This window comes from Sorangium sp. So ce448 (assembly GCF_051520915.1).
Lineage (GTDB): Bacteria > Myxococcota_A > Polyangia > Polyangiales > Polyangiaceae > Sorangium > Sorangium cellulosum_B.
On sequence record NZ_CP150343.1, the window covers coordinates 4,681,023 to 4,704,555 of the forward strand.

The 23,533-nt window shown below is 72.9% G+C and carries 14 protein-coding genes; 5 read left to right on the top strand and 9 right to left on the bottom strand.

From position 1 onward, the window contains the following. Both WMF45_RS17815 and WMF45_RS17820 read left to right on the top strand, forming a co-directional pair. A complete protein-coding gene (locus WMF45_RS17815) occupies nucleotides 1-2,775 on the top strand; it encodes a type VI secretion system Vgr family protein (protein WP_437718071.1) in 2,775 nt (924 codons plus the stop codon). After that, nucleotides 2,775-3,347 carry a hypothetical protein gene (locus WMF45_RS17820; RefSeq protein WP_437718072.1) on the top strand — a complete coding sequence of 191 codons (573 nt, stop codon included), beginning with the start codon at nucleotides 2,775-2,777 and terminating at the stop codon, nucleotides 3,345-3,347. Before WMF45_RS17815 ends, WMF45_RS17820 begins: the two co-directional genes overlap by 1 nt. 1,448 nt (nucleotides 3,348-4,795) lie before the next feature. Here the strand turns inward: WMF45_RS17820 and WMF45_RS17825 are convergent. Beyond that, nucleotides 4,796-5,101 (bottom strand): hypothetical protein, encoded by a 306-nt coding sequence (locus WMF45_RS17825; RefSeq protein WP_437718073.1) that lies wholly within the window; start codon nucleotides 5,099-5,101, stop codon nucleotides 4,796-4,798. A gap of 249 nt (nucleotides 5,102-5,350) precedes the next feature. Here WMF45_RS17825 and WMF45_RS17830 point away from each other — a divergent pair, with 249 nt between their 5' ends. Further along, entirely contained in the window at nucleotides 5,351-6,766 is a 1,416-nt protein-coding gene (locus WMF45_RS17830; protein WP_437718074.1) for a hypothetical protein, read from the top strand. Between the two features lie 47 nt (nucleotides 6,767-6,813). On the opposite strand, the gene WMF45_RS17835 is transcribed toward WMF45_RS17830, so the two are convergent. From WMF45_RS17835 to WMF45_RS17845, 3 genes are all read right to left on the bottom strand, one after another. Continuing rightward, nucleotides 6,814-8,559 carry a glycoside hydrolase family 43 protein gene (locus WMF45_RS17835; RefSeq protein WP_437718075.1) on the bottom strand — a complete coding sequence of 582 codons (1,746 nt, stop codon included), beginning with the start codon at nucleotides 8,557-8,559 and terminating at the stop codon, nucleotides 6,814-6,816. Nucleotides 8,560-8,796: 237 nt separating this feature from the next. Next, complete coding sequence (locus WMF45_RS17840) at nucleotides 8,797-10,230, bottom strand: hypothetical protein (RefSeq protein WP_437718076.1); 1,434 nt, start codon at nucleotides 10,228-10,230, stop codon at nucleotides 8,797-8,799. Nucleotides 10,231-10,297: 67 nt separating this feature from the next. Next, nucleotides 10,298-10,750, bottom strand: a complete 453-nt coding sequence (locus WMF45_RS17845; protein WP_437718077.1) for a hypothetical protein — start codon at nucleotides 10,748-10,750, stop codon at nucleotides 10,298-10,300. Between the two features lie 64 nt (nucleotides 10,751-10,814). On the opposite strand from WMF45_RS17845, the gene WMF45_RS17850 reads away from it, so the two are divergent. Beyond that, nucleotides 10,815-12,926: a hypothetical protein gene (locus WMF45_RS17850; protein ID WP_437718078.1), complete on the top strand. Its 2,112-nt coding sequence runs from the start codon at nucleotides 10,815-10,817 to the stop codon at nucleotides 12,924-12,926. Nucleotides 12,927-13,009: 83 nt separating this feature from the next. Next, the gene (locus WMF45_RS17855; protein WP_437718079.1) at nucleotides 13,010-14,104 is read left to right on the top strand and encodes a hypothetical protein; all 1,095 of its coding nucleotides are present in this window, start codon (nucleotides 13,010-13,012) and stop codon (nucleotides 14,102-14,104) included. Nucleotides 14,105-14,134: 30 nt separating this feature from the next. On the opposite strand, the gene WMF45_RS17860 is transcribed toward WMF45_RS17855, so the two are convergent. From WMF45_RS17860 to WMF45_RS17880, 5 genes are all read right to left on the bottom strand, one after another. Further along, nucleotides 14,135-15,316, bottom strand: a complete 1,182-nt coding sequence (locus WMF45_RS17860; protein WP_437718080.1) for a hypothetical protein — start codon at nucleotides 15,314-15,316, stop codon at nucleotides 14,135-14,137. Nucleotides 15,317-15,437: 121 nt separating this feature from the next. Next, a complete protein-coding gene (locus tag WMF45_RS17865; RefSeq protein WP_437718081.1) occupies nucleotides 15,438-16,175 on the bottom strand; it encodes an OmpH family outer membrane protein in 738 nt (245 codons plus the stop codon). A 33-nt stretch (nucleotides 16,176-16,208) separates the two neighbouring features. After that, entirely contained in the window at nucleotides 16,209-20,336 is a 4,128-nt protein-coding gene (locus WMF45_RS17870; RefSeq protein WP_437718082.1) for a serine/threonine-protein kinase, read from the bottom strand. Nucleotides 20,337-20,570: 234 nt separating this feature from the next. After that, nucleotides 20,571-21,578 carry a hypothetical protein gene (locus WMF45_RS17875; protein WP_437718083.1) on the bottom strand — a complete coding sequence of 336 codons (1,008 nt, stop codon included), beginning with the start codon at nucleotides 21,576-21,578 and terminating at the stop codon, nucleotides 20,571-20,573. Nucleotides 21,579-21,986: 408 nt separating this feature from the next. Further along, nucleotides 21,987-23,297, bottom strand: coding sequence for a PP2C family protein-serine/threonine phosphatase (locus WMF45_RS17880; protein WP_437718084.1), 1,311 nt, complete (start codon nucleotides 23,295-23,297; stop codon nucleotides 21,987-21,989). Nucleotides 23,298-23,533: the final 236 nt, after the last annotated feature.

Sequence of the window (23,533 nt, forward strand, 5' to 3'; positions counted from 1 at the left end):
GTGGCACGCGAGATGATTGCGCACTTCACGATCGACGAGGTCCCCGCGGCCCGGGTGCTCCGCTTCGAGTCGACCCACGAGGCCGGCAGGCCGCTCGTCCTCGACGTCGAGGTGTACCTCCACACGTACCAGGAGCTCGAGGCGATGATCGGCAAGCCCGCGGCGCTCTCCTTCGGCGTGCCCGGGGAGGCGCCGCGCGTCATCGCGGGCACGGTGGAGGCCGCGACCTCGATCGGCACCACCGAGCTCGGCGTCGAGGGGCTGCTGGGCGTCCGCTACGCCGTCCGCGTCGTCTCCTCGCTCGCGCTCCTCGCGCGCAGCGTCGACTCGCGGATCTTCCAGGACATGAGCGCCAAGGAGATCGTGGCGAAGGTCCTCGAGGATCACGGGATCACCAAGGTCGCGTGGCGGCTGAGCGGCGACTGTCCGAAGCGCGAGTACTGCGTGCAGTACCAGGAGAGCGCGCTCGCGTTCATCTCGCGGCTCATGGAGCACGAGGGCATCTACAGCTTCGTCGAGGTGGACGCCGACGGTGAGCTCCTCGTCTTCGACGACGACAGCACCGTCGCCGGGCCGATCGCGGGCGACCCCGCGCTGCCGTTCCGCCGGCGCACCGGGCTCAGCGCGGCCGACGAGCGCGACGCGATCTACGCGATCCGCGAGCTCGAGCGGGTGCGCTCCGGCAAGTTCGTCCTCCGCGATTTCGACTTCAAGCGGCCGAAGCTCGATCTCACGGCGACCGCGGCGTCGGGCGAGAACGACGCGCTGGAGCGCTACGACTACCCGGGCGGCTACTTCGAGCCGAGCGAGGGGCAGCGGCTCGCGCAGATCCGGCTGGAGGAAGAGCAGGTCGAGCGGCACACGATCGAGATCGACACAATCTGCTCGCGCCTCGCGGTCGGCCAGAAGCTCACGATCACGGACGCCGGCGAGCTCGACGGCGAGTACTTCCTCTTCGCGGTGAAGCACACCTACGTCCACGAGGCGGACGACGCGCTCGGCGGCAGCGAGCGCACGACGCCGCGCTCCAGGGCGCGGGCGCGCCTCGTGCCGGCTTCCGTGAAGTACAGGCCGCGGCGCATCACGCCGATCCCGCTCATCGAGGGGCCGCAGACCGCGACGGTGGTGGCGCCCGCCGGCTCCCAGACCGAGGCGATCCACACCGATGAGTTCGGCCGCTGCAAGGTGAAGTTCCACTGGGATCGCAGCGACGTGATCGACGACAAGGCGTCGTGCTGGATGCGGGTCGCGCAGCTCCAGACCTCCGGCTCGATGATGCTCCCGCGCATCGGCTGGGAGGTCATCGTCGAGTTCCTCGAGGGGAACCCCGATCGGCCGATCGTGACCGGGCGTCTCTACAACGGCGTCACCATGCCGCCGTACGCGCTGCCGGAGGGCAAGACCCGCACGGCGATCCAGACCTCGAGCACGCCGGGCGGCGGCGGGGCCAACGAGATCCGCTTCGAGGACAAGGCGGGCTCCGAGGAGATCATGGTGCACGCCCAGCGCGACATGAAGACGGTCGCGGCGAACAACGCCAAGCGGAACATCGGCAACAACGAGACGTCCGTCGTCGGGAACAACGCATCGCTCGAGGTCGGCGGCAACCAGACGACGAAGATCACGAAGGGCTCGCAGAACACGGTGGGCGCGAACCAGACGATCAGCGTCGGAGGCAACCGCAACGTCGAGGTGAACGCTGTGTCGGCGCTGACGGCGAAGGGCAACGCGACGACCACCGTCGGCGGCAACCAGTTCGAGATGGACGGTAACCCCCTCGAGGCGATGCTCGCGCTCGCGGCGCAGGCGGCTGTGCAGTTCGCGAGCGTGATGGCCAACAACGCGATCGCGGCGGTCCAGGGGCAGGTCGACGGCGCCATCAACCAGGTGATGGCGCCGATCAACGGGCTGACCCAGAAGGCGGCGGGGGTCGCGGGCGCGATGCAGGCCGTCGCCGGCGGGGACATGAGCCGCATGCCCGGAATGATCGCGGGCGCGTCGGGCATTCCCGGCGCGAGCCAGCTCGCGGCCTCGATGGGCGGGGGCGGCGGCGGGGGCGGGGGCGGCGCCGCCGGCGGCGCGCCGGGCGCCGCGGCGCCCAACATGCTCGCCTCGATCGCGTCGAACGTGGCGCAGAGCAGCCTCGCCGGGAAGGTCTTCGTGAAGCCGGAGGCGCTCGCCTCGGCCCTCGGCATGGACGGGGGTGGCGGCGGCGGCGGGTCGACGGCCAACGTCGGCGGGCCGGACGGCGCCGTCGATGGCGTCGACGCGACCGACCGCGAGAAGGGCCCCGGGCACACGACCGCCAAGGTCACGGGCACCCACAAGGAGGACGTGGGCTCGATGAAGGTCCTGGGCGCGATCCAGGACATCGACAACAACGTGACCGGCAAGAAGACGATCGACGTCGGCGCCGCGACCGTGCAGGTGGCGTTCGGCAGCTACGCGGAGAGCGTCACGGGCTCGAAGAACGAGAAGGCGACGGGCCTGGTCGTCCTCAGCAACGGGGGCGAGAGCGAGACGGTCACCGGCTCGCGCACGGCGATGGTGGGCGGCGCGATCGTCGACAAGCTCAAGGGGTCTCACGTGGTGCAGGCCGTCGGGCCCGCGACGTTCATCGGGGCCTTCCACAAGGTGGAGGCGAAGGGCGCCATCGTCTTCAAGTGCGGCGCCAGCGAGGTGGTGATCGACGGCGCCGGCGTCACCATCACGTCCCCGCTCGTGACCATCCTGGCGCCGAAGATCCAGCTGCCGAAGAAGGTCTCGGAGGTCTGATGGCAACTCAGTTCGACGGTGGTACGCGGGCGGCCGGCGCGTCGCTCTCGCTGGACGAGCCCCACGCCGGGACCACGGCCGAGGAGGCGTCCGAGTCGCCGCGCGTGACCCTGGACGACGTGCTCGCCGAGCCGGCCGCGGCGCCGCTCCCGGCGCGGAAGGCGCAGCCGCTCGGCGCCGCCATGCGGACCGCGCGCGTCGCCTCGATCGCGGGGCGGACGGCGTCGATCCACGTCCGTGGCGCGGAAGGGCCCGTCGACGCCCAGATCGCGCCCGACGTCGATCCCGAGGTGATCGCCGACGCCCGCGCCCGCGGCGACGCCGTGCTCGTCGAGCTCTGCGAGGGCGAGCCCCCGCTGATCGTCGCGGCGCTGACGACGCAGCGCCCGCAGACGCTCCACCTCAAGGCGACCACCGTCGCCATCGAGGCGGAGCAGGAGCTGCTGCTCCGCTCGGGCCGAGGCGCGGTCCGCATTCGCCAGGACGGCGACATCGAGGTCGTGGGCAGCCGCATCAGCGCCGCGTCGCGGGGGCTGTTCCGGATCGTCGGGAGGCTCTTGCGGTTGAATTGACGGCACGCACCGCGTGTCCGCTGGAAGGCTCTGCTGTCCTAGCGTGCACTCAGGCAGCGTTGAAACCGCAATGCGGGCGGCACCCGTCCCCAACATCCCGGGGATGAACCCCGGAGTCTTCGTTGTCGGCTATGGCGCGACCCCATCGGGGCCACCTTCTCCGCGCGGGCAGGTGCTGGCGCGCACCGACGTCCACGGGCAGGGCGAGCACTTCCGGTACGACGCGGAGGGGAACGTGCGCGAGCTCGGCCCCGGCGCGCCGGAGCGCGAGTACGGGCGCGGCAACGTGCTTCTCCGGCGCGGCCCTGTGTCGTACGTGTGGGACGGCGAGGCAATTACAAGCGGCCAGACAAGCAGCCGCCGCCGCCGCCGGATCCGAAATTCGCACCGCCTGAGGACGCAAGCACCGATCCGACCCGGAATCGGAACCGGAAGAAAAGATGACAGGCATCGGCGAAGAAGCTGCGTTTTCAGGTTTGCTCACTGGGCTGGAGCGCGCGCCGGACGCGGTCTGGCTCGCCACGCGGGCCCTCCTCGCCTCGCCGGCGGTGGCGGCCTGGCTTCACGGCGAGCCTCGTCCTCCCGCCTCGCCCGAACCGGGCCCGTGGTCAGCGCTGGAAGCGCTCTGGACGAGCTCCCGCCCAGGCGAGCGGGCGTTGATCAGGGCTCCTGCGCGCTCTGGCGCGAGCGCTCTGCTCGGCGCGTTCTGTGTTCATCTCACGCGGCGAGGGCTGGCCCGCGTTGCATTCATCCCGATCTCGGTCCACGGCGGCATGGCGGATCCCTCGGTATGGGTCGCCGCGCTCCATGCGCGGCTCGGAGCATTGACTTCGAGGAAGGCGTCCGAGCGTGCGCTCGCTCCTCGCGTGGCAGATGACATCCGACCGATCCTCGACGGTGACGAGAATCCCGAGGTGCCGCTGCTGATCGTCCTCGACGGTGCCCACGAGAACGATGATCCGGCGGTATGGCCGCGCATCGGAGGGTCAGCGGGGCTGCCCGGGAACGTCCGCGTGTGGGTGTCTGCGGACAACGACCCCGGTGTCACGGCCGCTCGATGGGGTGAGGCCCTTCATTGGTTGAACGATTGGTCTGATGTCGTCCTGGAGATGCCGTCGGAGCGCTCCGTCGCGGCGTTGCACGGTGACGTCGACGCGGATACCGTGTGCGTCTTGAGCGCTTCCAGCGGGCCGATAGCGGAGGCAGAGCTGGTCCAGATCGTGGGCGGCGATCAGGCCGAGACGCGAGTGTTTGCCACGTTGCGGAAGCTCGAGCCATGGCTCTGTCACACAACCCATGGCGCCGCGTTCCTGCATCGAAGTCTCGGGAAAGATCTCGCTCTGCGCTTGAGCCATCTGGGCGATGCCCGTGGTCAGGCGCTCTTGACCGCACATGTCCGGGCGACTCTCGATAGCTACTCCGAAGGGAGCATCGCCCCTGTCGCTCGATCAGAATACGTCATTCGATACGGGGTGATGCATTTCCTGCGACACGATGCCACGGCGGAAGAGCTCGATCGCGTGATCGCCGAGCCGATGCGCGCCGCCTGGGAACCCCTGGATGGCGGTGCGTTCGGCTTTCGTGCGCTCGTCGTCGCCGCGTGGCGGCGAAGCCACGCAGCGTTCGGCGAAGTGACGTCGGAAGCCTCGCGCGGCCGTTGCATGGGGCAGGCGCTGCGGTTGCGAACACTCTTCGAGCAGCTCATCACTTCGTTCGTGCACGCGCTCCCGGACGTGGTTGGCGGTGCCATCCACGAGGGGATCTTTCGGCCGGACGCAGGCATCGAGCTCGCCAAGCCGCTGAACGAGAAAGACAGGCTGCGGCTGTGGCGGGCGGTCCGGCCCGCCGTGTCCGAGGCGGATGCAGCATGGCCAACGCCATTGCTGCACGAAGCAGATCGCGCCGTCGCAGGGAACGAGGCCGCCGGCGCGACCGAGACCCCCTCGGCATACGCGCGAGACCGCAGAGGCTTCGTATTGGGCGAGCTGAAATGGCGCCGTGTCGTGAAAGCGCTCGTGATCGGTGCGCTCCGGCGGATCGCCGAGCGGCTGCGCTTCCCCGCGCGGGAGGAGGTTCTGCTGCTGGCGGCCAGGCGCCTTGCTCGGCTCCGTCCAGAGAGCCGTGCGTTCTGGGCTGCCCTGCTGGCGCCGCTCTACCCCGAGGAGCGCCGCGCCGAGCGACTCGACGACGTGGATGAGCAGATCTCCACCTTGCCAAAGCTCGGAGATCGCCTTGACGTCTTGACGGAGCGGCTCCTGGGGACCTCAGCGGGAGCGAGCGCAATCGTTCAACGAGCCATGGGATGGCTGCTGTCCTCCGAACGGTTTCCGCTCACGGCGCAGCGCTTTCTCTTTCATATTCCCGAGAGTGAATGGAACCGATGTGTTCCCGACGAGGCCCGAGCGCTCGTCCGTCGCTGGCAAGGCGAATCGCGAGGATCCGCGGATTCGCTCGGGCCGCTCCGCTGCGCGCGGCTGCCTCCGTGGCTCGCGGCCGAGGTGCAGGATGCTCCCCTCGCGGAGGTGAAAGAGCGGACGGACGTCTCCGACCGTAACTTCGTCGCCTCCGAGCTCGTCTCCTTCGTCACGGCGGATGTCCGAGCGGAGCTGGCGCGCATGTTCTTCTCGGTGCCTCCAGAAGCCTTTCGCGTCGAGGACCGCGCCATCGAGAACTGGGCGGAATCGGCGACGCTGGAGGAGCTCCGCACCATTCACGAGAAGGTGTTGCCGTGCATGGGCTCTCAGATTGACGACGCGCTCGCGGCGCTCTCCATTCGTGCAGTGGAGCTCGGCGACGGAGACCTTGCGACCAGCTTTTGTGCCGCGATGGAAGGGGATGACGACCGCCATCAGCCCGAGCTGGAGATCGCGCTCGCTCTGGGCTCGTTTTCCGACGTGGAGCGCCTCGTGCGTCCGGACCTGGAAGACGAGGATGCGTCTGGAATGCTCGAGATGGTAGGGAAGTCGCTGAAGAGCGAGGAGCACGCGGCTCGCTTCGCGGAGCTCGTGCGCGGCGCTGCTCGAGCATCGAACAGGCTGTCTGCGTGGGCGTCCGTGTTCCCGTCGCTCTCCGCAGAAGCGAGGGAGAGCTTGTCCGCCGCCGTCGCCGACACGGTCAAGGAGGCGCTCCGCGAGCCCCCCGAGGAGTCGGACGGCTCGATCTGCCGCATGTTCCCGTGGATGTCGGAGGAGAGCCTGTGCGACGTATGGCGAGAGCGCGCTTCACCCGAGGCGTGGCGCCCCACGATCGCCGAGATCACGCCTCTCTTCACGTACGATCGACGTTATGACAATGGCGCGTGCCTGGACACGCTCCTCCTGCGTCTGGGAGGTGAAGCCGCGCTCGTGGCCTGGGCCAGGACGCTCGCCGAGCTCGATGATTGGTTCTCGGAGATCGGGCCCGGACCCGAAGAGGGCTGACCCCGCGCGTCCACGGCGATGTGGCCATCGCCGCCTGGGTTACCGATTCAGCTCGTCACTCCCGGACGACGCCCCCTCCGGCCGCGCTGCCGGAGCCCCAGGGACGCCGCGAGCAGCGCCGTCAGCGCGAGGGCACCCCCGGACGGCGCGCGGCTCGCCGAGCGGCAGCTACAACCAGCCGGCTCGCCCGACTCCTCGCCGGAGGTGCCCCCCGACGACGCCTGGGCGGCTGACGTTGAGCTGGGGGACCCTCCACCCGTGGCCGCACCCGTCGAGGGCGCTCCTCCGGAGCCGGAGCCGGCGCCGACGTCACCGCCGCTGCTGGCGCTGACGCTGCTGACGCTGCCGTCGCCGCCGCCGCTCGTGCTTCCCCCCGTGCCACCCCCGCCGGCGCCCTCGCCCCCGACGGGCGAGAACTGCCAGAAGTTCATGTTGAAGAGGTTCGACCCGCCGCCGGTGAAGACGAGATAGAGATCGTGCACGCCTGCGGCGCCGTCGACCGCACACGACACGTCGCTCCACTTCTGCCAGCCCCCCGTCGCCCCGACCGCGCAGGTGCCCACGAGCTTGCCGTCGCGCGCATCCAGGCGGAGCTCGATGCTGCCCCCCTCCGCGCCGCTCGCGACGCGCGCGCTGAAGCTCTCCGCCCCTTCGCCGAAGTCGACCCCGCGGAGGCGCACCCAGTCTCCGTTGTTGATGAACGAGACGTCCATCCCGCCCTCCTCGCAGCGCTCCGTCTCGATGCCGCTCTGCGCGTTGAAGGTCTCGGCTTCGACGCGCGCGTAGGGGTCGAGGTTCGCGAGCTGCTTGAGCCCGTCCGTCGTGTAGGTCACCGGCACGATCGACCCGTCCTCCTTGTAGGTGAACGACTCGATCCCGAGGTTCCGGCGATAGCCCGGGGGCTCGCCGGCGTCGTTGGCGACGGAGCGATTGTGGTAGGCGTGGTACCAGGAGCCGCCGAACTCGAAGATTGCCGCGTGGTTGTTGTTGTTGTTGTTCTTCGGCGGCTGGGGCCCCACCGTGCCGCGGTGGGTGAAGCCGGAGGTGGGGCTCGAGCTCGTGAGGTAGTCGATCCGCATGCCGTTCGCGGGGTTCGTCGAGTACGACAGATAGTAAACGCCGTTCCGCTTGTGCATCCACGAGGCCTCGAAGAAGTACGGGACCGTGATCGTGGAGGCCGAGCCCGAGACGCTCACCATGTCGTTGTTCAGCTTGATGACGCGCGCGTTCTGCTCGCCGTTGCCGCCGAAGTAGAGGTACGCTTGGCCGTCGTCATCGATGAAGACCCCCGGATCGAAGAGCCAGATGTTCTGGCCCGAGGCGCCGGGGGTGCTCGAGGTGATCAGGGCGCTGCCCTTCCCGTCTCTGAACGGTCCGGTCGGGCTGTCGCTCTTGGCGACGCCGATACCTGATCCGTTGTTGGCGAAGTACATGTAGATGTTGCCGTTGCGCTCTATGAGCGAGGGGGCCCACGTGTTGGCCGCCCAGGAGGCGTCGCGGGGCACGCGGATCACTTCCCCGTGGTCGGTCCAGTTCTTCATGTCGCTGCTCGAGATGGCCACGAACGAGGCCATCTTGTAGCCGTCGTCCGAGCCGTCCGCCTTGACGTTGTCGTCGTCGTTCGAGCCGTAGAGATAGACGCGCCCGTCGTGCACCAGCGAGGCCGGGTCGGCGAGGTAGCGGTGCGAAGCGATGGGGTAATCGGCCAGCGCGGAGGGGCTCGCGACGAGCCCGACCGTGGTGAGCGCGAACCCGCAACCAGCCGTTCTCGCCAATGTACGTGAGCGACGCATGTTCACCTTACCTGTTGGTCCAGAGCCCTTGATCATGGCCGCTCGGGCGGCGCTTCGCCCCCGAACTGGTACAGGCGAGGTCCCGAGCGCAGGCTTCCAGGGCGAAGCGAAAGGATATCCCTGGGGGTAAAATGTGAACGTTCACATGGCCGATGTCAATCAAAATCCGGCGCGCGGTGAGCCTCGGCACCTCTCGACGCCGGCGCTGAGCGGCGCCCGACTCGAGCGCGGGTGTCCTCAGCTCGTCGCGCTCTGGTCGATGAGCGCCTGCCACTGCGCCTTGAGCGCCGGATCGGCCTCGAGGCGCTCATGCCAGATCCTGTGCAGCGCGACCCAGCTCTGCGGGGTCAACCCATAGTGGCTCTGGATCTGCGGGATGTGATTCGGATGGTCGCGCAGGTCGGCGCACAGGCGCGCGTACCGCGCGAGGGAGATGCGCTCCACGCGGCGCATCGTCTCGTCGTCCTCCATGCCGGCGTGCGCCTGCGCGGCGGGCTCCGCGGGCGTCGCGCTCGCGGACGGCTCGGCGGCGCTTGGCTGGAGGAAGGGCAGGGCCCAGCGCCCCGTCGGGATCTGGGGCGGTTGCGGAGCGATCTCCCCCCTGGCGGGCCTCGATGGCGCGGGTGATTGGCCCGGACGAGCGAAGGGCAGGGCGTTGTCTGCGGGCGGCGAGGGGGTCGGTCGCGAGAACGGCAGGGCGTTGTCGGCGGGCGGCGAGGAGGCTGGGCGAGAGAAGGGCAGGGGATTGGCGGCGGGCGGCGAGGAGGCCGGTCGCGAGAAGGGCAATGCGTTGTCGGCCGGTCGCGAGAAGGGCAATGCGTTGTCGGCCGGAGGGACAGGGGCCGGCCGCGAGAAGGGCAGAGCGGCATCGAGCGGAGATAACGGGGCCGTGCCGGAAAAGGGCAAGGCTCTGTCGGCCCCCAGCGAGCCGACCGTGCCGATGGCCGTCATCGCCATCTCCGGGCTGTCCGCCGGTGGCGCACTCGTGCCCTCGACCGCGGGCGCGGTGGACACGTCTTGACGGAACGGCAGTGCATCCCGGCCCGGGAGAGGCGTCGTGCCGAGGAGCGTCATGCGGGCTCGCGGCGCCGCCGATGGCCGCTCCAGGCTTGGCAGGGGCAGCGGCGACGGCACCGCCGGCAACAGCGACGGCGAAGGCATGGCCGGCGGCAACGGCGAAGGCATGGCCGGCGGCAACGGCGAAGGCTGCACGACCCCGGGCAGCGGCGTGGCGGCATTCAGCCTGGCCCACGGAGATCGCGCAGCCCCCTCGTCGCCCACGGCCGCGGCGCTCACGCCCGCGGCAGGCGGCGGCGTCGTCCCATCCCGAGGCGCCCCCTGCAGCGGGGCGATGCGCGCTGCGGGCGCGACCGGCATCGGCCCTTCCAGCTTCCTGCGCGCGCCCCGCGCCTTCTCCTCGGCGCGGCGCTTCTGCGCGGCGACGAGCTCCAGGTACCGGCGGCTCGATCGCAGCTGCCCGCGCGCGGCCTGCGCGGCGAGCCTGGACATCCACCGCTCCCGCTCCGCTTCCCACGCCGCGGCCGAGAGCCCCGCGTCCGCGAGCACCTCGTCGCGCGGCAGGCCCGCCTCGAGGGCCCCGGCCACGGCGGCGAGCTCCTCGAGCCGGATCGATCGGACCTCCTCGTCGCGCTCCACCATGTCCACGAACATACCCCCTCGTCACCGTCGGGCGGCGCGCTGCGGCGGCCCGGCCGATGTCGCCCCGCGGCCGTCCCGGTTACCTCATGGCCCGCTGAAACCGCGCCATGAGCGCCTCGTCCTCGAGCATCGCCGCGGTCCATCGCTGCTGCGCGCTCAGGTAGTCCTCGAGCGTCAGGTCCAGGCGGCTCAGCACCGTCGCCATGTCGGTGCCGCGCTTCAACCCGCGCGCGGCCTCGAGGAAGCGCTCGAACGACAGCTCGCTCTTCGCTCGGGCGCGCTGCACCCGCGCGAACGTCTCGGCGAAGGCGACGACGAGCGGCGGCACGCCCACCTCCTCGCCGTCGTCGTCGTCCGCCTCGGAGAGCCGCGCCTGCCAGGCGTCGTCGAGCGCCTCCCAGCCGGCCTCGTCGAGCCCGTGCGCCGCGAGGAGCGCCGCGCGGTCGGCGCTCGGGTCCGCGAGCTGGGCGGCCAGCGTCGCGTACACCTCGACGTCGTCGACGTTCTGCGCGCTCTGCGGAGGATCCTTCATCGTCCGGGCAGGCTACCTCAGCGTGCGTCTTGGGGCCTCCTTCGCGCAGGTGTATTCATGGCGCGTGTCCTTCTCATACCTGCCCTTCGTCGCGCCCGGCGGTCAGGAGGGGAAGCCCTCCGCGCCCGCCGGCACGGACGTGCTCGCCCACGACAAGCTCGAGAACGCGCACGCCGCGCTCCGCCGCGCAGCCCTGTCGCTCGAGCACGACGTCGAGCCGGTGACCGACCTGACCGGGCCCGCGCGCGCCCTGGAGCGGGCCCTCGGCGCGATCTACGACGCCTTCGACGGCCGCGCCGAACCCCTCGGCGCCGTGCGTGCCGCCCTGGCAGAAACGGACAACGTCGCCGCTCGGATCGAGCAGGCGCTCGGGCTCGACGCGGGCTTCGCGGCGGTGGACGAGCAGCTCCGGAGCGCGCGCGGCTGGCTCGAGCAAGCGGCGGCGCGGCTCGCCCTCGTGCCGCCGGCGCCGCCGCTCGACCTGCCGCCGATCCTGGCGAGCCGCGACCTGCCGCGGCTGCACGCGGTCCAGCGGGCGTCGCTCGCGCCGCTGCTCAAGGTCCCGGAGCCGCCCCCGGCCGAGCTCGTCGCGAAGCCCCCGCCGCCGATCGCGCCGCCGCGGACGTTCGAGGAGCTCGAGGCCGCCGTCGAGGCGCTGAAGCAGCAGGCGCCCGCGCCCGGCGCGCTCCCTGCGGCGGCGGAGGCGCGGCCGCCCGCGGCGCGCCCCGACGAGGGAGCTGCGCGCCCCGTGCCGCCGGGCTTCGCGCCGGAGATCGGCGACGCCATCGACGATCTCGCCTTCCTCCGCGCCCGCGCCCGCGAGTGCTTCGAGGAGGTCGCGATGGTCGGCATGCAGCGGGCGCCGCTGCTCGGCGACCCCTTCCGCGGGGCGCTGGTCCTCGAGCGGCGCATGCTCGCGGCCATCGACGTGATCGCGGCGATCGGGGCGCCGGCGCTCGAGCACGTGCCGCGGCTCGTGGCCGACGCGCCCGTGAAGGACGCGAGCGTCGCCTTCGCGAGCGCGATGGTGCTCGGCTGCTTCGCCGGCCGCGACGCGCTCGCCGCGGCCGAGCTCGCGCTGCTCCGGAGCGGCAAGGACAGGGCGTTCATCGACGCGCTCGGCGCTGCCCTGAAGCTGGTCCCGCACGAGCACCTGCCGCTCGCGCTCCGCAGTCTGCTCCGCGAGGGCGAGCCGCTGGTCCGCGCGATGGCGATCGACGTCCTCGCCTACCGCGGCTTCGCGACCGAGGACGAGCTCGTCGCGGCGGCGTCGGACGACGAGGCCCCCGTGGCGACGTGCGCGCTCCACCACCTCGGCTGCACGCCGGGCCCCCGCTTGCCCGAGCTGATCCAGCGGGCGCTCGCGTCGACCGCGGCGCCGGACCCGGCGCTGCGCGAGGCCGCCTGGACGGCCATGGCGCTCTCGGATCACCCGCACGCCCCGCTCGCGCTGCGCGGCGCGCTGGAGGAGGCCGACAGCGCGGACGCCGCGGCGCTCCTGCTCGCGCTCGCGGGCGACGACGCCGACGCGCGGCTGCTCGCCTCGCGCACCGCCGAGGCGCCCCGCCGCGGCCTGATCTTCGCCGTGGGCTGGGCCGGCGCGGCCGCCGCGGTGCCGCTGCTCATCGACCTGCTCGAGCGCGACGTGGACGCGGAAGTGAAGCTCGCCGCGGCCTACGCGCTGGAGCGGATCACCGGCGCGGGGATGTGGGAGGAGGTCGCGGTGGAGGACGAGGAGATCTTCGTCGCCGATCCGCCCGAGCCCGACGTGGGCGAGCCTCGCGAGCTCAAGCTGGCGCAGCTGGTCAGCGATCCCAACGACCTGCCCGAGGCGCCGGCGCCGGAGATGGAGGAGCAGCCCACGGTGGACGCCGCGCGCTGGCGGGCCTTCTGGCGTGAGCGCTGCCAGGGCTGGGACATGAGCGCGCGCTACCGCCGCGGGCGCCCCTACACACCCGACGTCGTGCTCGACGAGCTGGACACGGGGCGGGTCACCCCGGGCGAGCGCCGGCTGCTCCAGCGCGAGCTGATCATCCGCACCGGGCACTTCGTGCGCTTCGATCCGCACGACTTCGTGGTGGCGCAGGAGGAGGCGATCCAGGCCTGGCGGCCGATCGCGGCGCGCGCGTCCGGCGCCCCGGGCCGCTGGACGCGGCCCCGCCGGCGCGTAGGGTAAACGGCGCGCGGACGTCGGCGCGCTCGGACGCACGCGAGCCGAGCCGAGCGCGAAGAGGGGCGCGGTGCCCGCGAGGGGGATGCATGGAGCGACGCGGACTTCGGAGGATCAGCTGGCGGCGGGTCATCTCGGCCTCCGCGCTCGGCGCCGCGCTGATCGCGCCGCCCTCGGCGCGGGCACAGTCCAAGGAGGAGCTCGCGGAGGCGCGGGCGCTCTTCCAGGAGGGGGTCGCGCTCAGCGCGGCGAACCACTGCGCCGCGGCGCTCGCGAAGTTCCATGCGGTCGCGAGCGTGCGGCGGACGCCTCAGGTGCTGTTCAACATCGCGGAGTGCGAGGCGCGGCTCGGCAAGCTCGTCTCGGCGCTCGGCAACTACCGCATCGCCGCGGCCGCGGCCGACGGGGACCCCCGGGCGAACGACGTCAGCGCGAACGTCGGCGCGCGGATCGAGGACCTCGAGGCCCGCATCCCGAGGCTCGCGATCCGCCGGGGCGCGGGGGCGCTGACCGCCACGATCCTGCTCGACGGCGCCGCGCTCGGCGCCTCCGAGATCAGCGCCGACATCCCGGTCGATCCAGGGCCCCACGTGGTCTCGGCCTGGGTCGGCGATCGCGAGGCGGCGCGGGAGACCGTCACGCTCGCGGAGCGGGACGCGAAGACCGTGGAGATCGCGATCGCCGATCCGCCGGCGGCGTCGCGGCCCGCGAGCGCGTCGCCGGGAGGCGCGCCCGTGGAGGTGCCGCCGAGGGCCGCGCTGGCGCGCCTGCCGGCGACGCGTCCGTCGAAGGTGCCGGGCCTCGCCGTGCTCGGCGCGGGGATCGCGAGCGGCGCAGTGGGTGCGATCTTCCTCGGCCTCCGCGCCGGTACGCTGAGCGATCTCGACGCGCTGTGCGGCGGCGACAGGAGCTGCCCTCCTTCCGCCAGGCCCGTCGCCGATCGAGGCCGGCTCTACACGGGCGTCGCCGAGGCGGCGATCGGGCTCGGTGTCGCCGGCGTCGCCGCGGGGGTCACGCTGCTCGTGATGAGCGGCAGCGCGGCCGCGGCCGAGCCGGACGCGAGCGCCCGCGCAGCCGCTGCCGCGGCCGGGCGGCGCGCCCGCGCGGGCGTCCGCCGCGCGGAGGTCCTGCCGCAGGCGCCTGGCGCCGACCTCGTGGGCCTCAGCGTCGCCGGCAGCTTCTGAGGCCGGGCGCCCTGCGGGCCGGCGGGCGCATCAGGGGCGGCAGCAGAACGTCCGCGGGCTCGCGCCGCGGGCCTCTCCGCTGGGCGTGCCGCCGCTCGGCCGGCACGCGCCGTCGGTGGGCGCGCCGAGCGACGTCACCTTGCGGCCCACGACCGAAGGGTTGTCCTCGAGGTCCACGCAGCTGCCCGCGGGCAGCTCCGTCACCTGCATCGAGCAGGTGTGCAGCTGCGCGTCGGAGTAGAGGGCGACGGTCGTCGGGCACGTCCCGCCCGACGGCGCGCCGCACGCGCAGTCGTCGTCGCAGCCGCGGCTGTCCTCGATGTCGGTGAAGAAGACGCGCCGCTCCGTGTAGGGGCCCGGTGGGCAGGCGGCGTCGCCGTCCCTGGCGATGCAGAGGCCGCCCTCGAACGGCGCGGCCGGCTTCGGCGCGCAGACCTGACCGAGGTTGCAGCCGCGGCCGAGCGGCTCGGCCGCGGCGCACGCGCGGCCGAGGCGCGTCCACCTCGGGTCCGGCCTCTGCACCTGCACGTCGCTCGGCGCGCACGCGCCGCCCGAGGCCGCGAGCGGGCTCACGCTGACCGACACGGCGCACGGTGCCCCGGTGGTCGCCGAGCACTCCGCGTCGCTGCTCGGCCCGCAGGTCAGCCTGTCGCTGAAGACTCCATCGGGGCCCCTGCACACCTGGGCCGCCCAGCCGGGCGTCGCGAGCGGGAAGAGGCAGTGCGGCTCCGAGCCGCAAGGCGCGTCCGCGACGGTGATCGTGATCCCGTCCACCGGGTCGCAGGCTTGCCCCTCCGCGGGACCGCACGAGCACGTGCAGCTCGCCGGCGGCGCGGTCAGTCCGCGGTTTCCGGCGAACGGAGGCCCCGCGGCGAACGCGGGTGGGCAGCCGGGGTCCATCGCGGGCTCACCGTCGAACAGCGCGAAGTAGCCGCTCCAGCCCTCCGGCACGGCCGCCGTGCACACGAAGTCGCCGCACGCGGGATCGGCGCAGTCGATCTGACCGTCGCCGTCGTCGTCGGCGCCGTTCGCGCAGTCCTCCGCCCCATCCCCGCTGGAGCTGCTGATGGCCCCGGTGCCGCCGGAAGGCTCGGGCTCATCGAAGGTGTACTCGGGGTACAGGCAGGCGGCGGGAGCGGCCAGGGCGCCTGCGGCGCCGAGCCCGATGCAGGCCGTGAGGCGCGCTCCCCGGCCGACGAGAAAAGAGGCCACCGAACCACCTCCGTGCCAGGTGGCCGCGCAGCGCCCGTTCGCGCTCCGCGCCCCCGCCCAGAGGATATCGCACCGCGCGGCGTGAGCCACGAGCGCCCCGCGAGCGACGGGCGCTGCGCGGCTACTTCTTGGCGGGCGCGGCCGGCTTCGCCGGGGCGGCGGGCGGCGCGCCCTTGGCCGGCGGCGCGCCCTTCGCGGGCGGCGCCTCGCCGGCCTGCCCGCTGTTGTACATCTGGATCGCGCGATCGGTGAGCTCGAGATCGGCGCGGTAGTAGGGAACGGCCGACTTGTCGAGGATGAGGTCGTAACCCTCCTGCGCCGCGAGGCGCCGGAGGAGGCCGAGCACCTTCTGCAGCATCGGCGTCGTGAGCTCGCTCTCCTTGCGCTGCATCTCGCGCTGGGCGTCGAGCGTCGTCGCCTGGAACTCGGCGGCCTGCCGCTGCCAGGTCTCGAACCTGCGCTGGAGCACGTCCTTCGGCGTCTTGCCCGCCTGCGCCTCCTTGTCGAGCTTGTCCCGCTCGTCGTCGAGCGCGCGGCGCTTCGTGTCGAGCTCCACCTGGCGGCTGTCGAACAGCTTCTTGAGCGTCGCCTGGACGCGGAGCCCTTCCTCGGTCTCCAGCATGGCGCGGCGCACGTCGACGACGGCGATCTTCGACTGCGCGGACGCGGGCGCGGGCGACAGCAGCGCCGCGCTGCCGAGCGCCGCGGCCGCGAGCAGCGGCAGGACGCGCGCCGTGAGCCACCGGCCCGAGGTCGGGCGGGCTGCCAGCGCAGCACCCTGGCTCGCGCCGGCCGGACGCGCAGGGGTGGAGAACGTGGAACAGCGCGCGACGAGCCGCTCAGGAGCGTTGTTTCGCATCGCGGATGGCCTTAGCTACCTGGCCACCCAACGTCAAGAACGTGGCGCGCCCTTCTCGTGCGCTGCCGCCGCCGCGCCCTCCGGGTGCGCATCCTTGCTCTGCGCAGGGCTCGCGCTCCGGTGCGCCGCCGGATCGTTGTTGCTCGGCGCCTCGGCGCGCTCCTTCCGTCCCAGGGCGCCGGCGGTCTTCGCGACCTTGCTCCGCGACGGCGCCCCGGCGGCCCGCTGGGCGGACGGGTCCGCCGCGTGCGGCGGCCGCTGCGTCGAGGGCAGCGACCGGCCGAGGCGCTCGCGAGCGAGGGCGATCAGACGCCCGACGTCGTCGTTCCCCCGGAGGAACGCGTCGCGCTGGCGGGGATCCCGCAGGGCCTCGACGCGCGCGGCCAGGGCGGAGAACGCGGCGTCGAGCGCGGCGTTCGCCTCGCGCTCGTCCCCGATCGCGAGGAGGGCCTCGACGAGCGTGACGCGGATCGCGTCGCTCCACTCCTCGATGGGCCCACCCGCGAGGTGGCGCGAGGCCTCGCGCGCCGCGTCGACCGCGGCCCTGAGCTCGCGGCGCGCCAGCTGGACGCGGGCCATCGCGAAGCTCGCCATCGCCTGCAGCGCGGCCGTGTGGTGCGCCGCCTCCTCGCAGAGCCAGCGCGCGACGGCGTGGGCGGTCGCGTGGTCGCCGGGGGCGCCGCGCCAGACGAGGAAGAGCGCCTCGTACAGCCGGCCGGCGAACCTCAGGCGGGAGATCTGGCACGCGTCGGCGATCCCGCTCGCCTGGCGCTCGAGCGCGACGCCCTCCTCGATGTTGCCGAGCCGCGCATACGACATCCCGAGGTTGTGGAGCGCGAACCCCTCGATCGCCCGGAGCTTCCGGCTCCGCGCGTCGAGCAGCGCGCGCTCGAGCAGCGCCTGCGCCTCCTCGAACAGGCCGAGCTGGTTCAGCGCCGAGCCGGTGTTCAGTCGGGCCCTCGCCGCGATGACGGCGTCGCCGGCCCCGTCGGCGTCCGCGACGAGCGACGCGCCCAGAGAGGCCGCGGCGGCCAGATCGCCGGCGTGCATCAGCGCGGCCAGCTGGGCCTCCCGGGCGTGGAGGAGCGCGTCGGCCGAGCCGCTCCCGCGCGCGGCTTCCGTCGCCGCGTGCGCGGCGCGGAGCGCCTCGGCGGGCCGGCTCAGCGCCGCCAGGGCGCGGACGCGCGACGCGAGGAGCTTCGCGCGGATCGACGGCGCGAGCGCCGCCGCGAACTGCGGAGAGAGCGCGGACGCGGCGCGCGCGTCGCCCTCGGCGCCCCGGCCCGCCTCGATCATGCAGGTCGCCGCGACGACCTGCGCCTCGCCCCACAGATCCGAGCCGGGCAGCGCGAGGCGAGACGCCTGCTCCGCGGCGTCGAGCGCCTCGTCGAGGCGGCCGAGCAGCTCGAGGAGCTCCGCCCGGCGGACCAGGAGCGCGGCGCGCGTGGTCCCCTCGGCCCCGCAAGCGAGCCCGCGCGTCGCGCGCTCGAGCGCCTCGTCGAGCTCCGCGCCGCTCGCCGCCGGGTCCCGCGTCGCGCGCGCGTAGAGCAGCGCCGCCCGCGCCTTGTCGCCGCCCGCCTCGGCGTGGCGCGCGATCAGCCCCGGATCGACGCCCGCGGACTCGAGCCAGGCGGCCACGGCGAGGTGGAGCGCGGCGCGGTCTTCCTCGAGGATCGACGCGTACGCCGCGTCGCGCACGACCGCCTGCCGGAACGTCCACTGCACCTGCCCCGGGACCCGCGGCTCCAGCTGGCGCGCGATCATCTCGCCCGCCTCCAGCTCGGCGAGCTCCGCGCCCACGGCGCGCTCGAGCAGCGCCGCGACGCCCGCCGTCCAGAAGACCTGGCCGAAGACGGACGCGGCGCGCAGCGCCCCGCGCACCCCGCTCGACATGCGATCGACGCGGGCCTGCACCAGGGCCTGCACGCTGAGCGGCACGCCGTCGCGCCCCTCCGCGGCGGACCGGATGAGCTCCTCCAGGAAGAGCTCGTAGCCGCCGGCGCGCTGGACGATGGCGCCGCGCGTGGCCGGGTCGGCCTGCGGGAGGGCGCTCGCCACGAGCCGATCCGCGGCCTCAGGGGACAGCGGCGGGAGCGTCACGCGGGTCACGTCGCGGTGCTCCCACAGCGACGGGAACCGGGCGGAGAGCTCGGGCCGCGCGAAGGCGAAGACCCCGAAGCGGAGATCGGCGCAGCCGAGCAGCCAGTCGACGAGCTCGACCGTGGTGCTGTCGGCCCAGTGCATGTCCTCGATGACCAGGATCTGCGGCGTGGTCTCGGACTTCGATCGGAAGAACGCCTCCACCGCCATCCGCGTGCGCGATTCCATGAGCTGCGGGCTCTCGCGGGCCGCGCGCAGCGGCTCGTTGCCCTCGTCGGGGAAGGGCACGCCGACGAGCTCCCCGATGAAGCCGGCGAGGAAGCGGAGCGGGCGGGCCAGGCGCATCGCCACGTGGGCGCTCACCTTCTGCACCTGGTCCTCGAGGCGCTCGCACTCGCGGATGCCCATGAGCGCGCGCAGGGCGCGGCCCAGCCCCGTGAGGCCCGCGCCCTGGCTCATCGCGTCGCCGCGGCAGAGCAGGATGATCGGCGCGTGCGGCGCCGTCTCGAGGTGCTGGATCAGCTCGGCGCGGACGCGGCTCTTGCCGATGCCGGCGGGGCCGGTCACGAGCGCCGCGCGCGGCGCGCCGCCCTCGGCGATCTCTCTGAAGATGCCCTGGAGCCTGGCGAGCTCGTGCTCGCGCCCGAGGGGGGCCGTGGGGAGCCCGGCGAGCTTGCGCGCGTCGAAGCCGGCGGCGTCCTCGTGGACGAGCACGCCGCCGCGCGCGTCCTCCTGGACCACGAACCGCCCCTCCAGCGCCGCTGTCGCGTGGGCGTCGATCCTGACCGTGCCGGGCGCCGCGTACTCCAGCTGCTGCGCGGCGCGATCGAGCGCCTCGCCGGCGAGGCTCGCCCTGCCGCGGACGGCGTGCCCGACCGCGACCGAGGCCCGCGCGCCCGGCGTGGATCGGGCCACGGTCAGCGCCGCCCGCGCGGCGCGCGCCGCCTCGTCGCCCCGCGAGCGCTCCACCCCGAGCGCCGCGGCGAGCCTCCCGTCGGGGAGCGGCTCGAACCGCGGGTCGTCGCCGAGGGCCTCGCGGAGCGCGGCGTCCACCGCGGGGCGGAGCGGGCCGGCGCCCAGCTCGAAGAGCGCGCAGGCGACCACGCGCCGCTCGCTGTTGGCGAGCCGCACCTGCGGCCGCTCGTCGCCCGGCCCGGCGGGCCTCGGCATCATCTCCTGCGCGGCCGCGCGCCGGACGATCGAGGCGGACCTGTCGGTCGCGGGGGGATCGTTGTTCAGCTCCCCGACCCGCGCGAGCGCGCGCGCCAGCTCGCCGCCGTTCTCGTACCGCTGCTCGCGATCGCGGGCGATGGCGCGCGCGAGCACCTCGTCGAGGGCCTCGGGCACGTCGAAGCGGATCTGCTGCGAGCGCGGGGGATCCTCGACAACGAGGCGGCTGAGCAGCGCGATCGCGTTCTCGGTCTCGAACACGTTCCTGCCCGTGATCAGGCGGAACAGGACGGCGCCCAGCGAGTACACGTCGGCCCGCGCGTCGATCGCCTCGCCGCGCGCCTGCTCGGGCGCCATGAAATGCGGGGTGCCGATGATCGTGCCGCGCTCGGTCGGGCAGTCGTCCGGGACCGCGAGCTTCACGACGCCGAAGTCGATCAGCTTGATCGCGGTGCCCTTGCCGCGGACGAGGAAGATGTTGGACAGCTTGAGGTCGCGGTGGACGACGCCGCGGGCGTGGATGGCGGCCATCGCGGCGGCGCTGCGCCGGACGACCTCGACCGAGTCGCGCATGCCGAGCGGCGCGCGCCGCTGGCGCTGCCCGAGATCCTCGCCGTCGAGCCACTCCATCGCGAAGAAGAGGCGCCCGTCGAGCCAGGTGCCGTGCGCGACGTATTGAACGATGTTGGGGTGCCTCAGATCCGCGAGGATCGAGATCTCGCGCCCGAAGCGGGCGCGCTCCTGGGGCGACGCGGCGGCGCGCAGGACCTTGAGCGCGACCGGCGCCCCGGTGCTCTGATCCGTGCCCTTGAAAATATCACCCATGCCGCCGCTTCGGCTGCGGGCTTCGATCATGAAGCGGTCGGTCGGGTCGGTGAACTCCGGGAGCACCGTCCGGATAGGCTACGCGAACCTCGCGTCCTCATGCCAGCGAGAAGGCATTCTGCGCGGCGCGGAGCGCCGGCGGGCGACCTGGGCCGAAGCCCGGATCGCGCGCCATCGTCGTGCTGCTCCGCGGCGTAGCGCCGCCATGAGCGGCGCGATCGGGGCACGGCGCTCGAAAATTCCAGCCAGCATCCGCGCCGTCCGCACCACCCTCCTGCCCGCGCGGGGCCCTCCGCGCGCTCAGAACCCCGCGAGCAGCCCGGCGCCGAGGGAAGCGCTCGGACGCGGAGGTCTCAGCGCGCCGGCGAGCGGGTGGTCGACGAGCCCGAGCGCGGCGAGGACCTCGGCGTGGGTATAGAAGGAGAGCGTGTCGTTGAGCGCGACCTCGATCCCGCCGCGGAGCCCGAGCGCCATGAACAGCAGGGACACGTCGGCGGCGGGGGTGGCCCGATCGCCGACGTGCGCGACGCCCATCTCGACGAGCGCGCATGTGACGAGCAGGTCGACGGTGTGAAGGCACGGAGCGAAGGCGCCGCTCGTGTGCGTGCGCAGGTACGGCGATCGCGCGTCTGTGCTCCCGCCGGGGCTCGGGGCGTACGGACTCGACACCTCGTCGTGCCCGAGCGCGCTCGGCTTCGACACGACGAACGTGCCCCGGCTCTCCAGCGAGAAGGAGAGGCTCTGTGACCAGCGAAGCCCGACGAGCAAGGAGGCGCCGCCGAACAGCCCCTCGGGCACCCCGAGCCCCGCTATCGCGCCTATGCCGATCCGCGCCGAACTCCACGGCTCGCCGGGCCTGCTCGCGGGCTCCGGGCGCGCCGGCGCGATCTCTGGGCGAGGCGGCGCGGCGGGCGCTCGCTCGTCGCTCGCGAACGGCGTCAGCGTGAAGGAGATCGCGACCGCGACGGTATGGGTGAGCTGCTCGCAGGCGCCGTCTCCGTGCGAGAGGTCAAAGCCACGGCCGGAGACCCGCCCGTCGGCGTTCCGGTAGGTCGTCGTCGCGACGACGTGGGCGCCGTGAGGCCTGATCGCGACCTCGACCTCCTCGGTCGCGTCCTCGCGGAAAGGGTCGTACCCGACGCGCAGCCGGATCCGCTCGCGCAGCGCGCGCTCTCCGGGGCACGAGGCCGCTTGCGCATCCTCGCTGTAGCGCAGCCGCAGCGCGCGGCGTGCCGGCTCCGCCGCGCGCGATGGCGCGCTGAGCAGCAGAGAGGCGAAGACGATCATGCAGAGAAAGGAGCGTGCCATATCCCCGATCAGCGGCTCCGCTGGACGAGCCATCCGTGGCCGCCATGAAGCGCTCTCGAGGCAAAGCACGTCAAGAGCTCACGTCGCTTCTCTTCGCGATCCCGGCTGGCATCAATTGACGTGATAATCGAAGCTCGTGAATGGTAATGGCCTCGAAATCACGATTGCGCACGAGCGGGATCCGGATCCGTGACGAGCGTGACCACTCGCCCGTATGCACGCAGGCAGCTGACCGGCGCGGAGCATGAGAATCCGCCTGCGCTCATGGCAATGCAGACACGCTGTCTGCAATGGCCTGCGCGCGGCGGGCATGCTCCGCCGGCCGCGCGGACCTCTCGGTCAGCGCCGTGCGCGGTCGATCTCGTTGGAGGGGGAGGGAGGGGGCGAGGGGAAGGGGCCGGCGAGCGGTCAGCCAGCGCTGGCGCCGGCGCTGGCACCAGCGCGCGAGGCGAGCCGCGCGAGGTCCTTGGGATCGCTGACGCGGACGAGGATGACGGTGATGTTGTCCCGCCCGCCGCCCGCGTTCGCCTTCTCGATGAGCGCCTGCGACGCCTTCTCGGGATCGGGCTCGGCGAGCAGGATGTCGCGGATCGCCTCGTGGCTCGTCATCTTCGAGAGGCCGTCGGAGCAGAGGAGGTAGACGTCGCCGGGGTGGGGCCGGGCGATGATCAGATCGACCTTGACTGCGGGGGAGATTCCGATCGCCCGGCTCAGGTGGTTCGCCATCGGCCCGGTGATCCCCGCGGCGCCCATCGTGTGATCGGTGGTGAGCTGCGTCAGCTCGTTGTCGCGCAGGCGATAACAGCGGCTGTCGCCCACGTGGCCGATGTAGAGGCGCTGCTTGTTGGGCGAGAACCGCGCGCTGACGAGGGTCGTGCCCATGCCCGTGAGGCTCCGCTCGGCGTGGGCCCGCTCGTAGATCGCCTGGTTCGCTTGCTGGATCGCGACCGCGAGCTCGCTGCCGCGACGCGGGACGTCGGGGTAGGGGCTCTCCGCGTCGCTGTCCACGAACGCCTGATCCTTGAACGCGCGCGCGATCGTGTCGACCGCGAGGCGGCTGGCGACGTCGCCGCCGGCGTGGCCGCCCATGCCGTCCGCCACGGCGAACAGGTAGTGCTCGTCCAGGCAGAGGTAGCAGTCCTCGTTCTTCTTGCGCTTCTGACCGGGGTCCGTCTGGCCGACGGCGCTGATGAGCAGGAGCGGCGACGAGCTGGTCGGCTCGTCGACGGCGGCCTCGTCGTCGTAGATGATGGGGACGGCGGACGGCTCCTCGCGCTCGTGCCCGTCGTCATCATCGTCGTCGTCGTCATCGTCGCCGCCGTACGACGGGACGCTCGCGCGCTTGATCGTGCTCTGCAGCACCTCCGGCGGCGCCAGCGTGATCAGCGTGAGGTCGTCGTCATCGTCGTTGAACGCGTCGTCGTCGTCGTCGCGGCGCGATGGGCCGTTCGAGCGCTTCCAGTCGGCGCTCGAGACGCGCTCGGTGCGGCCGTGACCTCCTGCGGTCTTCGCGTGGGCGTTCTCGCTCGCGGGCGTGCCGCCCCGCAGCCCTGCTGCGCCTGGCCTCGTCGTTGAATCTTCGAGATCTGCCTCCCCCTCGTCGAGGGCTTGGGCTCCTGGGCCCCCCTGCGTCGGCGTCGTCGCCGCGCGAGGACGGGTCCGGTCGCCGTTGTTCGAGCGAAAATACCAATAGATCAGCCCAAGAAGGGCGATTCCCATGACAAGGGCGGCTGCGAGATCGGCCATGTCCCGGCGACCAACGTAGCAAAGGCGCGCCGCGTCTCCGAGATCAACGTGCAGGGGGACGGACGACGGCGATCGATCCCGGTCGGCCTTGACCTGTGGAGCCCACACTGCAGGGGCGCACCTTGGGCACCACCCGGGGCAGGGGAGCGCCACCTCACCCCGCCGCAGGGCTCGCCGCCCCGTGACGGGCGACCGCTGCAGAGCGCCTC